Source organism: Niallia laureatilytica, assembly GCF_046613985.1.
In the GTDB taxonomy this organism is placed as follows: Bacteria; Bacillota; Bacilli; order Bacillales; family Cytobacillaceae; genus Niallia.
The window spans coordinates 36933-49584 of record NZ_JBKKHP010000012.1 but is presented as its reverse complement, the minus strand read 5'-3'; the positions used below and the strand labels follow the sequence as shown (position 1 = coordinate 49584).

General features: G+C 34.0%; 12 protein-coding genes and 2 pseudogenes. 10 read left to right on the top strand and 4 right to left on the bottom strand.

The genetic code is table 11. The annotated features are described in order from the left end of the window. The first annotated feature begins 423 nt into the window (after positions 1-423). The 5 genes and pseudogenes from ACLIJJ_RS22230 to ACLIJJ_RS22210 all read left to right on the top strand — a co-directional run bounded on the left by ACLIJJ_RS22230 (position 424) and on the right by ACLIJJ_RS22210 (position 4733). Entirely contained in the window at positions 424-630 is a 207-nt protein-coding gene (locus ACLIJJ_RS22230; RefSeq protein WP_233317043.1) for a hypothetical protein, read from the top strand. A 356-nt stretch (positions 631-986) separates the two neighbouring features. Next, the gene (locus ACLIJJ_RS22225) at positions 987-1550 is read left to right on the top strand and encodes a CBO0543 family protein (RefSeq protein ID WP_233317044.1); all 564 of its coding nucleotides are present in this window, start codon (positions 987-989) and stop codon (positions 1548-1550) included. 630 nt (positions 1551-2180) lie between these two features. Next, positions 2181-2498 (top strand): annotated as a pseudogene (locus ACLIJJ_RS22220) (methyl-accepting chemotaxis protein); the annotation flags it as partial. Positions 2499-2827: 329 nt separating this feature from the next. Next, on the top strand, positions 2828-3049 hold the full coding sequence (locus ACLIJJ_RS22215) for a hypothetical protein (protein ID WP_411411710.1): 222 nt from the start codon (positions 2828-2830) through the stop codon (positions 3047-3049). A gap of 238 nt (positions 3050-3287) precedes the next feature. Then, the gene (locus tag ACLIJJ_RS22210; RefSeq protein WP_411411709.1) at positions 3288-4733 is read left to right on the top strand and encodes a DEAD/DEAH box helicase; all 1446 of its coding nucleotides are present in this window, start codon (positions 3288-3290) and stop codon (positions 4731-4733) included. Positions 4734-4848: 115 nt separating this feature from the next. Here the strand turns inward: ACLIJJ_RS22210 and ACLIJJ_RS22205 are convergent. After that, positions 4849-4990, bottom strand: a pseudogene (locus tag ACLIJJ_RS22205) (GNAT family N-acetyltransferase); the annotation flags it as partial. Between the two features lie 296 nt (positions 4991-5286). On the opposite strand from ACLIJJ_RS22205, the gene ACLIJJ_RS22200 reads away from it, so the two are divergent. Continuing rightward, entirely contained in the window at positions 5287-6546 is a 1260-nt protein-coding gene (locus ACLIJJ_RS22200) for a sensor domain-containing protein (RefSeq protein ID WP_411411708.1), read from the top strand. 212 nt (positions 6547-6758) lie between these two features. Here the strand turns inward: ACLIJJ_RS22200 and ACLIJJ_RS22195 are convergent, their stop codons facing one another. Further along, complete coding sequence (locus ACLIJJ_RS22195) at positions 6759-7130, bottom strand: VOC family protein (protein WP_233317047.1); 372 nt, start codon at positions 7128-7130, stop codon at positions 6759-6761. Positions 7131-7243: 113 nt separating this feature from the next. Here ACLIJJ_RS22195 and ACLIJJ_RS22190 point away from each other — a divergent pair, with 113 nt between their 5' ends. Together ACLIJJ_RS22190 and ACLIJJ_RS22185 are read left to right on the top strand one after the other, a co-directional pair. Then, positions 7244-7831 (top strand): hypothetical protein, encoded by a 588-nt coding sequence (locus tag ACLIJJ_RS22190; RefSeq protein WP_411411707.1) that lies wholly within the window; start codon positions 7244-7246, stop codon positions 7829-7831. A 195-nt stretch (positions 7832-8026) separates the two neighbouring features. Further along, positions 8027-8416: a hypothetical protein gene (locus ACLIJJ_RS22185; protein ID WP_251648429.1), complete on the top strand. Its 390-nt coding sequence runs from the start codon at positions 8027-8029 to the stop codon at positions 8414-8416. Between the two features lie 84 nt (positions 8417-8500). Here ACLIJJ_RS22185 and ACLIJJ_RS22180 read toward each other — a convergent pair whose 3' ends face one another. Then, complete coding sequence (locus tag ACLIJJ_RS22180; protein ID WP_233317050.1) at positions 8501-9331, bottom strand: YitT family protein; 831 nt, start codon at positions 9329-9331, stop codon at positions 8501-8503. Between the two features lie 420 nt (positions 9332-9751). Continuing rightward, entirely contained in the window at positions 9752-10501 is a 750-nt protein-coding gene (locus ACLIJJ_RS22175) for a tautomerase family protein (RefSeq protein WP_311315991.1), read from the bottom strand. 109 nt (positions 10502-10610) lie between these two features. Here ACLIJJ_RS22175 and ACLIJJ_RS22170 point away from each other — a divergent pair, with 109 nt between their 5' ends. Both ACLIJJ_RS22170 and ACLIJJ_RS22165 read left to right on the top strand, forming a co-directional pair. After that, complete coding sequence (locus ACLIJJ_RS22170) at positions 10611-11486, top strand: LysR family transcriptional regulator (RefSeq protein WP_411411706.1); 876 nt, start codon at positions 10611-10613, stop codon at positions 11484-11486. A gap of 573 nt (positions 11487-12059) precedes the next feature. Then, positions 12060-12647: a TetR/AcrR family transcriptional regulator gene (locus tag ACLIJJ_RS22165; RefSeq protein WP_233317052.1), complete on the top strand. Its 588-nt coding sequence runs from the start codon at positions 12060-12062 to the stop codon at positions 12645-12647. Positions 12648-12652 lie beyond the last annotated feature (5 nt).

Below are 12652 nucleotides of genomic sequence, written 5' to 3'. Positions count from 1 at the left end.
AAAATACCGCCAGCGACGGTATTATTTTATTCGATTAATTATGTCATCGTATTTTGTCAAAATTACAGCTTTCGTTTTTGGATCTTGAATTTCTAACAAACCGTTTTCATAGTCAAAAAAAACAAAATGGATTTTACCCTGATAGATTACTTTTTGACCGAATTCTATATGACATCATCCTCAATATTATTCAAAAAAACAATATTTGATTAATACAGAAAGAGATGCGTAACTGTAAGAAATAATATCATTTTAAAGTAGTTTCAGAATAGCACAGTTCGAATTAGTATGTATATTTAAGTGCTTTAAACAGTGCTGGAAAGTTTTGGGTGATTTTTTCAGGGAATAAATAGATATCTTTGTTTCAATTTGATAAAAGAGGGTAGAAGGTTAAGTAAATCTGTAAAAAAAAGGGGAGTTACTATGAATAAAAGCTATATACTCCTTGATATCGAAAAATTAAATAAAGAGCTATGTAATAATAGGGCAAGATCGTTAAAAATAATAAAAAGACTCCAGAAAGATCCAACTAATTTAATGTTAAAAAGAAGGTTGAAGCGTCTAAAATTAGATAATGAAAATGTATACCAGAAACAGAAGGATTTATGGGCTCTTTATAAGCGGACATAATTCTTCACATATTTCCGCAAATAATTTTATTTTTACATAGTAGGAAGTATATCCATAAAAATTTGAAGTTTTTTTGCAGGTAAATAGTAGTATCTAATGAACAAATAATTTGTTTTCTAAATAAAGGGCGATGAGTCAGTATTGACTTCATCGCCCTTTAAATTTGTCCTTGAAGTAGGTTAAGCTAGGTTCTTATTTTATCCCACTGCAAAAATAAAAGGAGAACAATACATCATTTCACTAAATGGCCAAATCCATTGGAATGCTAAGGAGTGGTTGTCTAAAAAAATAGAATAAACAATTCATAGGAGTTGAAAATAAGAAGACCCTAGAATTGAAGAAAGGACGTTCTCTGTATGGTTTTTAATCCTCCAGATAAAATAAAAAAATTAATTGACGCAAAATATATAGTATTAGAGCATGCCCATGATGATTTAAGAGAAATTTGGATAGATCATATTTTATTTTCCTTCGGTTGGTGGACTTCATTATTGATGACAATCATTCCATGGATAGTATGGTTTGTCTTTAGAAAAAAGGAAAGCAGCACTAGGTTACTGTTAGGAGGACTTTGGGCTATGTTCATTTCTACATGGTTAGACTATGTGGGGGTAACAATGGGTTTGTGGAGATACTATAATAAGTTAGTCCCTTTAATGCCTGATTTTATACCATGGGATTTTGGATTAATGCCGATTACAGTCATGTTTTTTCTCCAAATTAAGCCTAAAGTCCATGCACTCATTAAAGCTTCTATTTTTGCTGGCATGACAGCATTCTTAGCAGAACCTTTATTTATAAAATTAGGTTATACAAAATATCCAGGGTGGAGTCCGGTTCTTTCCTTTCCTATTTTTATCATTATCTATTTAGTAGCTCATTTTTTGGTTCATAGTAAGGCTACTAAACCACTTAGATGAAGTGGAATTATTTTACCTGCTTGAAAGCAGCTGTCTTTACCTTCTTCGCCAAAACTACTTAAAAGAACTTTATTATGTCCGATATAGTTAGTAGTTATTACTAGAAAGGGGCATACAATGCATAACACACTACAATCTTTGGTTTATTTAGGACCAATAATGAAAGAAACAATTGGTCATACTACTGCGATTATGATCACTGATTTACAAAATATCATCTATTTTTCACCTTCAACTAGTCTTCCATTAAATATAAAAGTCGGGGACCCTGCTTTTGTTCCAGGAAATGAGCTTTTAATGCGTGCATTAAAGGAAGGGAAAGTAGAACAATACGTCCCAAAAGAAGCATATGGTATTCCATTTTTCTCCACTGTAACACCGATAAAGGATCCGGAAACAGGGGAAGTTATCGGGTTGTTCTCTATATCTAAGACATTAGAAATTGAGGAAAAGCTGGATCGAGAGTTAAGTGAGTTAAATGCTATCATTAGCAGACTTCATGAAAAAGTCCAAATAGTTGCTGCTCAATCAGAAGAATTATCAGCTACAAGTAATGAAATTACATCACAAGCAGTTAAAGCCAATGATAATACACAGCAAATCGGAAAATTAGTGACTATCATTGAAGGAATTTCTACACAAACAAACCTGTTAGGACTAAACGCGGCAATTGAAGCAGCTAGATCTGGAGAGGCAGGCAAAGGCTTTGGAGTAGTTGCAACAGAAATAAGAAAACTTTCTGAACACACAAAACAAGCAGTTGGAACAATTGGCGGATCTTTATCAGAGATCAAAAGTAGTATAGAGAATTTAAAAGTAAGCATCGAGGAAGTAAGTGCCTCATCTGAAGAGCAGTCCACTGTAATGGTAGATTTCTTAGAGGAAATGCAAAAATTAGATAAACAAAGCAACGATGTGTTTGCATATATGAAAGAATTAGTTAAATAGTCAGTTTACCTTAAAAGCGAAACGAAACTAATCAATATCTTTATTTCAAAATATTACAATTTAGTGGATTATCTTTAATGTTGGACACTAGTTAAATTTTGCGGTAATTGAAATAAAAAGGACATTTTTCCAAGCAGGATTAATGTCCTTTTTTTATGAGTGATATTTATGGATAGTCTCTAGGCTAGATTTGGTTAGCAGGTATATAACCTGCTTTACTTAACTGGTTATCCCATGTTATGGTAAAGATAATAAAAATTATATTATTTGGGGTCCTACCAGACTTTTATTAGTCACCTTCCCTTTATAATGGGAAAGGGGGACACTAAATGTCTTTAGACCATACAAAAGAGATGCTGAATACATTAAGGCAGTATCATACATCTGAGATTAACATGATTTTCAATGGCAATGATGGCGCGCCAATACTTGTGATAAGTTATATAGATGGTTGTTATGAACTAAAAAGTTTAAATACCTCCGTTATAGAAATTTGTGACGATATAGAATCGGCAATTCGTTCCATTAATAAATTAATGAATGTCATATAATAAAACTAAATGATATGCTCCCTTAGCGGTAAAATCTGTTTGCGTTAGGTGGAGTTTTTTTGTGCAATTGTTTTTAAAAAACACCTTATTTAGAAACAAATAGACATTAAAAATGAAGGGTTGCCCATTATGATGTTATTTCAAGTATAATAAAAGGATATGCATGTTTCGCATATACTATCTCTTCAGAGAGAATCCTATACATAAATCAAATAATACAAAAAATGAGGTTATTTTTATGAGTGAAAAAGGTTTTGACCACTTTAATTTAAGTGATGAAATAACAAGGGCATTATCTGTTTTAAAATACGAGACTCCTACAGAAGTTCAGACGAAAGTCATCCCGTTAGCGTTGGAGAATCTCGATCTTGTCGTAAAATCGCAAACAGGTAGCGGCAAGACAGCATCCTTTGGTATACCAATTTGTGAAATGGTTAAATGGGAGGAAAAACTGCCTCAGGCGTTAATTCTTACACCGACTCGGGAGCTTGCTGCTCAAGTTCGTGAGGATATCACGAATATAGGAAGATTTAAACGAATTAAAGCAACGGCCGTTTACGGAAAAGAACCTTTTTCTAAGCAAAAAGAGGAACTAAAGCAAAAAACGCATGTAGTGGTTGGGACACCAGGACGTGTCATGGATCATATTGAAAGAGGAACGCTAGTACTGGATCAGGTGAAATATCTGATTATTGATGAAACAGATGAAATGCTAAATATGGGTTTTATTGACGATGTAGAAACAATTATAAACAAGCTACCTTTAGATAGAGTTACAATGGTATTCTCGGCCACATTGCCTAAAGATGTGGAAAGTCTTTGTCATAAATATATGAAAAACCCTGTTAATATTGAGATTGCTTCTCAAGGGGTTACAACAAGTACGATTGAACACCATGTAATGGAAGTCAAGGAAGCTGATAAGCTTTCCATGCTAAAAGCAGTAACCGTTATAGAAAATCCAGATAGCTGTATTATTTTCTGCAATACGAAAGAACATGTAGATACTGTGTTTGCTGAGTTAGAAGAATCCAATTATTCGTGTGAAAAAATCCATGGAGGATTAGAGCAAGAAGATCGTTTTGCTGTGATGGATGGTTTTAAGATGGGGAATTTTCGTTATCTTGTTGCTACTGACGTCGCTGCAAGAGGAATTGATGTGGATAATGTAACACTAGTCATTAATTATGACGTACCAATGGAAAAAGAGAGCTATGTTCACCGAACAGGAAGAACTGGTCGTGCCGGCAATAAAGGTAAAGCAATTACGTTCACAACATCTTACGGGAGCAAATACTTAAAAGCAATTGAAAGATATATTGGCTTTGAGTTGCTTGAAATGGAAGCTCCAACAACACAGGAAGTGGCTAAAGGCCAGGCTGCCTTTGAAGAAAAAATCAGCGGACGCCGTGTCGTTAGAAATAATAAAACAGCCAGAATAAATCAAGGCATCACTAAACTTCATTTCAACGGAGGTAAAAAGAAAAAGATTCGTCCAGTAGATTTTGTTGGTACAATCGCCAAAATTCCAGGTGTAACAGCAGATGATATTGGAATTATCACTATCCATGAAAGTATGTCATATGTTGACATTCTTAACGGTAAGGGGGCACTGGTCCTACAAGCAATGGAGAATGCAACTATTAAAGGTAAAAAGCTGAGGGTCAGCAAAGCAATTAAATAACATTCCGTATTAATAAGCATAAGAAATAGACGTTAAATAGAAGTTAGAAAAAAAGCAAGCAACAATAAATGAAGAAGCCTATACTCCTCTGAGTATAGGCTTTTCAACGTTTACGTTAATCTGTTGCTAATCTAGAATACAGATTTTTAATCAATAAATGTCTCTTTTGATTTTTCGGATTTTCTTAATGTACCTTCAAATTGAAAATTCAACTTTTCTAAAAGTCTAATTGAATTAGTATTTGCAGGTTCCACTTTTTAAATAAACTAGGTGAGTCTGAGACACTCATTTTTTTAATAGTAATCTGTCTGTTCGTAGCTCTGTAATCAATATTTTTACCGCCATATGTGTGTAATGCAGGGGAAGATATTGATATCTGCGCATAGTTCTTCCTTCAACTAATATCTTAATATACAATTAATGGGATTTTATCATATTAGTTCAATCTAGGCGAGAAACAAGAACCAAATACAGGGATAAATTTACAGAAGACCAAGATTCCTCATTTTGGTATAATAATTCCATTAATTCAAATAATTTTGGATGGTGAACAATGGAAGATCGGTTGGGAAAGAAAGATGACTATGTGACAGACGAAGAAAGATTTCGTGTGTTAGTAGAGCATGTAAGTGATTGGATATGGGAAGTAAATGAAAATGGTATTTATACGTATGCTAGTCCGCAGATTAAGGATATATTAGGATATTCGCCTTCAGAGGTAATCGGCAAAACGCCCTTTGATTTAATGGAGCCAATGGAAGCGAAGCGTATTGCACCAGTTTTTGAATACCATCTAGCCAATACTTTGCCTATTAAAAGCTTAGAAAACATTAATCTTCATCGTGATGGACATGAAGTAATATTAGAAACTAGTGGTTCTCCCATAATAAATTTAGAAGGAAAATGTATCGGTTATAGAGGAATAGACAGAGATATTACGTTAAGAAAACAGGCTGAGCGCAGGCAGCAGCAGCTATTAGATATTATCGAGGCTTCTCCGGACTTTATTGCAACCTTAGACAAGAATGGCAATAGTCTGTATTATAATCCTGCTGCCCGAAGAATGCTTGGAGACAATAGCGGAAGTGGGGAAGCAAATCAAAGCTGGTTGACGGATGTTATTAAGCTAGAGGGGATACCTACTGCGATAGAAAAGGGCCATTGGAAAGGAGAAACAACAATCCTTCAAGAGGATGGAGAAGCAATACCTGTTTCTCAAATAATTGTGGCACATAAATCTGAACACGGTGAGGTTGAGTTCTTATCTACCATTGCCCACGATATTACGGAAAGAAAGGAACTTGAAAAAGTAGTATATCACCAAGCTCATTATGATTCCTTAACTAATTTGCCAAATAGGAGATTACTCCACTATAAATTATCACAATTAATTGAAAACCCAGCAGATCATGAAAGATTTGCGGTGTTGTTTATGGATTTAGATAATTTTAAGGAAATTAATGATAATCTCGGTCATGAAATAGGAGATCAATTACTTATAATGATGGCAGCTCTCCTAAAAAACTGTGTGGAGGAAACGGACTTTGTTTGCCGATATGGCGGAGATGAGTTTATCATCATGCTGGAAAATATCCGCACCGAAGAGGAAGCGAAAGTAAAAGCAGGGCGGATCTTAGAAGCATTAACAGAACCTTTTCAACTAGACGGATATTCATTAAATGTGACTGGAAGCATTGGTATTAGTATGTATCCGAATGATGGTTCAGATTTTGCGGCATTGATTAAAAAAGCAGACAATGCGATGTATCGGATAAAACGAACCGGAAAGAACAATTTTTTAAGAGACAATTAAAAAAGCCATTAGCAGTTGAGCAAGCTTTATGTTAATGAAAATATCATAAATTAAACGTCAAAGCCATAGTGCTGCACTCCAAAAGTTAGAGTTAAAATCTAACTTTTGGGGTGTCTTTTTATGGCTAAATATAGTGGGAATTTCATATATATTTACTAGAAAAGAGCACAATTTAACTTCACAAGGCTTTTTTTATGTATGTTTTAGTTATTTCATCGATGCTGGTCTACAAGGATTTGATTTCCGTCTGGATCTTCAATGAAAAAATGTGCTGGTCCATTCGTTGCTTCATCTGCTTCATTCTGAAAGTTTATTCCTTCCGCCTTAAGCTGTTTTTGAATGTCCCGAATATCTGTAAACGCTTCAAGGTTTTCAGCATTTTCATTCCAGCCTGGATTAAAGGTTAGGATGTTTTTATCAAACATTCCTTGAAATAACCCAATAATGCAGTTTCCATTTTTCAAAACCAGCCAATTTTGAGTTATGTCACCACCAAATGATTGAAACCCTAGTTTTTCATAGAAGGACTTAGATACAGCAATGTCTTTTACGTTTAAGCTTACAGAAAATGCACCTAGTTTCATTTGTTCTTCTCCTCTTTTTAAAAAATTTGGAAAAAACTTTATCTTATTTTACTATAAAACAGTGCTTGAAAACCAGCGACTATCGAAGTTAGCAGATGTAGGAGGAATGATTAATGGAGTCGTCTCAATGGCTGCAAGGAGGTCCTTTCCTTGAAGTCAGTTTCTTGTTGGAAATTAAAAAAGAAAAGAAGCAAACGATACAAGATATAATAAATGAATTATCTAAGCTGTCAGTTAAGGTGGACATTGTAGATCAAAATATAGATGAAATAATTAATGCTTTTGAAAGTGGTTATGCCTTTAATGAAGAAGACCCACAAATGGTAAAATTACACTCATTAAGATTAAATTTATATGTATATTTATCAAGGAAACGAAAGTCAACCTTACAAATAGACCAGGTTTCATCAAATGCGCTTTTGGTTAATTTTTGGTTTTATGGAGCTGAATATGATGCACCAGAATGGGATCAAATAGGTATTAAAAAAGAGGAGTGTCCATGCTTTACAGAATTTCTTCAAAGTTTGTATTTACAATATGATTTTAAAATGGGTGGCATTGCATTTGAACAAGATGTACTTGAGTTATTTAGGATTGACGAAGCATACCCTAACGAATGCTATCGTTATGAGAACTTGTCTCCTTATAATTTTCTTAAAGAGCCATCTGGTTTTATCAAGATAATTTGGAATGTTAAATGAGAAAAAAGGCTGATAAGAGATGGAACAGAAGCAGTCAGCCTGGGCCTGAATTGAGCGGCTAACGGACTATCCAGCAACATATTTATCTTGAAAATTAACTTAACAATTATTAGGGAATATCTAGATTATTCTGAAACTAAAACCCTTGTTGAACGTATTTATTAATACCAAAATTGCTTTATAAGGGGGAACCTAATGAATCGGATAATGTCTGCTTTATCGTTAGTTTTTTTACTGATTATATCCGGCTGCAGCAGTAGTTCCGATGCTTTTACTTTCACTGGGGAGTCAGACAATTGGACTGCAGAATTAAAGGTTACGCAAACAACCGATGATAATGAAAAACAGCATATGACCCTCCAGTATAAGGGAGAAAATGCAAAAAATATGGAGGGATTTTCGTATACAGTAGAAACAAACGCAGGTGGATTTAGTGCTGGTGATGTAGTACTGGGGGAAAATGGTGTTTATGAAGATACTGCTGAAGCTAATACGACAAACGCCAAAGTTAATAAAAATTCCGAGGTAAAAGTGATTGTTGAATGGGATAATCACACGGAAAACATGATTTTAAAGAAAGAATAGTCTTATGGATAACATTTTGTTAGGATACAAGCTGAACGACAGCTTGTATCCTTTTTGTGTAATCATTTCTACATTTTGTTATCCTTATATCGCACTAAATCCTTCGCCAAAGACATCTCTGACATCATGAATCGTAATAAAAGCTTCGTTATCTATTTGTTTAATAATCTTCTTTAATTTAATAATCTCTTGATTGCTAATCACTATATACAGAACTTCTTTATTTTCTTTCGTGTAATATCCATGTCCAGAAATGACGGTAATCCCGCGCTCCATTCTAGTGCTAACCTCATAAGCTATAGCATTAGAATGAGCAGAAATGATAGTAACCGCTTTTTGCCGGTTAGCTCCTTCAATAATGAATTCCATCGTTTTCGTTCCCACATAAAGCATGACAACCGTCAGCATAACCCCTTCGATACCAATAATAAAATAGGAGAAGAACACGACTATTAAATCTAAAATTAATAAGCTATAGCTTACACTCCAGCCTAAATATTTGTTGATGATTTTCGCTAGTATAGTAGTACCAGCAGTAGTGCCTCCCACTCTGATGATTAAGCCAAGACCTACACCAGTAAGCACACCACCAAACAGAGCATGGACCATAATTTCCCCAGTTGGAATAGACCATGATTCAGTCATATGTAAAAACAATGAATTAAAACAAACAGCAATAATAGTATAAATAGCAGTCTGTTTACTGAAGAATTTCAGTCCAACTGCGATTATGACAGCATTTAACAAGAAACTTACAATACTGGGTGACCAATTAAATAAATAATAACTAATAATCGTAAGCCCAGTTACCCCACCTTCTCCTAAATCATTTGGGATGACAAATACATTTACTGCGATAGCAAAAAGAAGTGCTCCTAGCGCAAGGAAAAGGATATCTATTAAGTATTTCTTCATGACGTTTCTCCTTATCTATATAGTTAAAATTATATTGTAAGAGTAAATTATACCAGACGAAGAGGAGGAATCTAATCATTATAGGAAAAAATAATCCAGGTATAAAGAGTTTGGTTATAAAACTATTTGACAATGAGGATGAAAAACAAAAACTATGTTATTGATCTAAATGCTGATGAATACTTTATGAGTATAAGAAGTAGCTTCACTGAGTTTTTTTATCTTGCTTGCTTCAGTTTATTGGAATTGGCGGCTAGACTCGTGGGACAAAATGATAAAATCGATGACTAGAAAACTTTTGCTAGGGGGCATTCATCCAAGAAGAACTAATGCCCCTTTTTGGCTTTGACAATAACTTGCCAGATTAGATTTTATAGTTAAAGCGTGTTGAGTATAAGCACCACACTCTAATCATTTAGATTATGGTGAAAATACATTTTTGGTTTTGTTCAGAGCCGAGGCTGCCTTTGGCCAGCCTGTATAAAATGCAAGATGAGTAATTAACCCGATTATTTCATTTTCAGAGATGTTGTTTTCCTTTGCTAAATTGATATGAAATGGTAGTTGCTCTATATTACCTGCTGTAACTAAAGAAGAAAGTGTAATCAGACTTCTATCTCGCAAAGATAAGTCATTCCTCATCCATAAATCACCGAAAAGCACATTTTCAGTAAAATCTACAAAGGCAGGAGCTAAATCTCCTAACTCACTGCTAATATTTGATTTTATTTGGTTATTATTTAAGTGATTTTCATTTGTTATTGTAGTAGGAGAACACTGATTCATAACCATTTGTGCCTCGCCCATGCCAAAAGACCAATTTTCCAATGGAGTCTCATTAAGAATAATAAAAACATTTCCTTTAGTGACAATATTGTTTTGAAAAAGACTTTCAGTCATTGTATTGTATAAATTCTTTTTTTGTTCAATAGTTCTGCCTATTCCACAAGTGATTTGTATATACAAAAGTTTTTTTGTTCTTTTTTCATTGATTAAATAGTCGGTATTGAAATGGAACTGTTCATTTTTGTGTGAATGAAATACTTGAAAAAAATCATCAGGTGGTACATTAAATTCTTTTATTAGAGAGTTCTTGATTTGTGTACTTATAAATTGTAAATCTGTTTCACTATATTGCTCTTCGTGATAGCTAATATTAATAAATGGCATGTAATTCCCTCCTTCAAGTTTCTACTATCATTGTAATTTATCTTTCTTCATCTATATAATTGAATTAATTGATTAAACTAGTTCAATATTATCGATGAAGGAGAAAAAAATGGATTTAAAAGAACTCATCACCTTTCAAACGATACTAAGAGAAGGGACCTTTTCTAAAGCTGCAGAATCGCTCCACTATGCCCAATCAACCATTACGAATCAAATTAAAAGATTAGAAAAGGAATTAGGAATTGTTCTTTTTCATAGAGGGTGGGAAGCAGAATTAACACCTGCTGGAAAAATATTTGCTGAGGAAGTGGATGATTTAATCAACCATTGGAAATTTGTTGTTGAACAGGCAAAAGCAATACAAAAAGAAGAAGTTGGAACTATTAATATAGGAATAATCGAGTCCATAACAAATATAGTACCCCATATACTAGCACTATTTAGTAAGGAAAAGCCTAATATTGCATGCAATTTTATTGTAGGTAATACCAATTCTTTAGCAACTGCTCTGGAAAAAAACGAAGTAGACTTTGCTATATGCGCAGAAATACCTGGACAATTTCCATATATGTTTGAACCTTTATATGAGGAGCAGCTAGCCTTTATCGTTTCAAAGGAACACCTTTTAGCTAAAAACAGTAGAAAACATAGTTTAAAAGAGCTCTGTGATTATCCAATAGTAACTGGAGGAAAGAACTGTATTTATCAATTAAAGTTAGAAAAAGAACTTCTAAGCATTTCTAATAAGCCCTTTTGTTATACAGTAAGTCAGTTATCGGCAATCCCGACGTTTGTTACATTAATAGATAGATCAATAGGTGTAATTGTCTCCTCCATCCCTATTCCAGACAATTGTATTAAATTAGATGTAGAGATAAGCAATTCAGATATTACCATAGGTATCATGAGAAATATGAGAAATGATACTATTACTTCTGCGAAACAATTGCTTTTAAAATATTTAAGAAATGGTCTAAAAAAATAATACGGCGTATAAGCTTTGAAGTGCATTTTTAGATAACATGAGAAGGTTCGCTTAATTAAACGAGTGCATTGATTAATGCTTCTTTTTTCAGTCACTAACTTGGCAGATTAGCTATAGGAAATTTAAAAGGAACTAAACTGTGAGTAATACGTATAAGTAGTAAAAGGAATATTCGTTGTTTCCTTTTTTATCGATTGTTGGGAATTATAGTAAAGGGGTTGAAACTATCTGATGGAGTTTTTAATTAAAGGACTTTATGGCATTGGAGAAGCTATTGCAATTTTTGCTATGTCAGCTTGGAATAAGGTCAACAAAGTAGAAAATAATTAATTATTCATGTGGAAAATAACTGAAAAGCCAAAAGCCTCTCTAATATGGAGAGTCTTTTGGTTTTATAGCAATTATGGAAAGAAAGTTCTTTGGTAACAAATTGATGAAGGATAGCTGAATGATAAAAAACAAATCGCAATTAGTAGGAGTTCACCAAATGGAGTAAGCGATTTTTAATTGTTGACTGAACGTTACAAAATATATATACTGTGTTTAATATTACTTTTTATGTAAGGAGACAACATGAGTAAAAGTGGAAGACCTCGTGAATTTAATAAGCCTGAGGTACTTGATGCAGCAATGAATGTTTTTTGGTTAAAAGGGTATGAAGCATGTTCCACGGAGGATTTATGCAGCAGTACAGGGCTTGGTCGAGGAAGCTTATATAATACGTTTGGAAGTAAGCATGAATTGTATGAGCAAACGCTCCAACGTTATCATGAGCACTGGATTCAGGTGCAGACAGCTATCCTGGAACGTCCTGTCCCTGTAAAAGAAAGATTGCGCGGTTTGTTGGAATGGGCCGTGGAAAAAGACTTTGAGGATTCAAGTAAAGGTTGTTTTTTAATTAATGCCACGATGGAGCGTGGTCGAACAGACTCCATTGTAGAAATTTGGTCAAATCGTCATGTAGAACGTTTGGAAAGTGTTCTACATTCTGTGATTGAGGAAGGAATACAGTCCGAAGAGATTACATCTGGTAGATCAGCATTAGAGTTATCAAGAACATTTATATGCAGTTACTATGGTCTCCGAACTCTCAATGTCACTACACGAAATCGTGATATGGCGGAACAAATCGTTGAGGGTACTATGGCAAGCATCTATTAATTGAG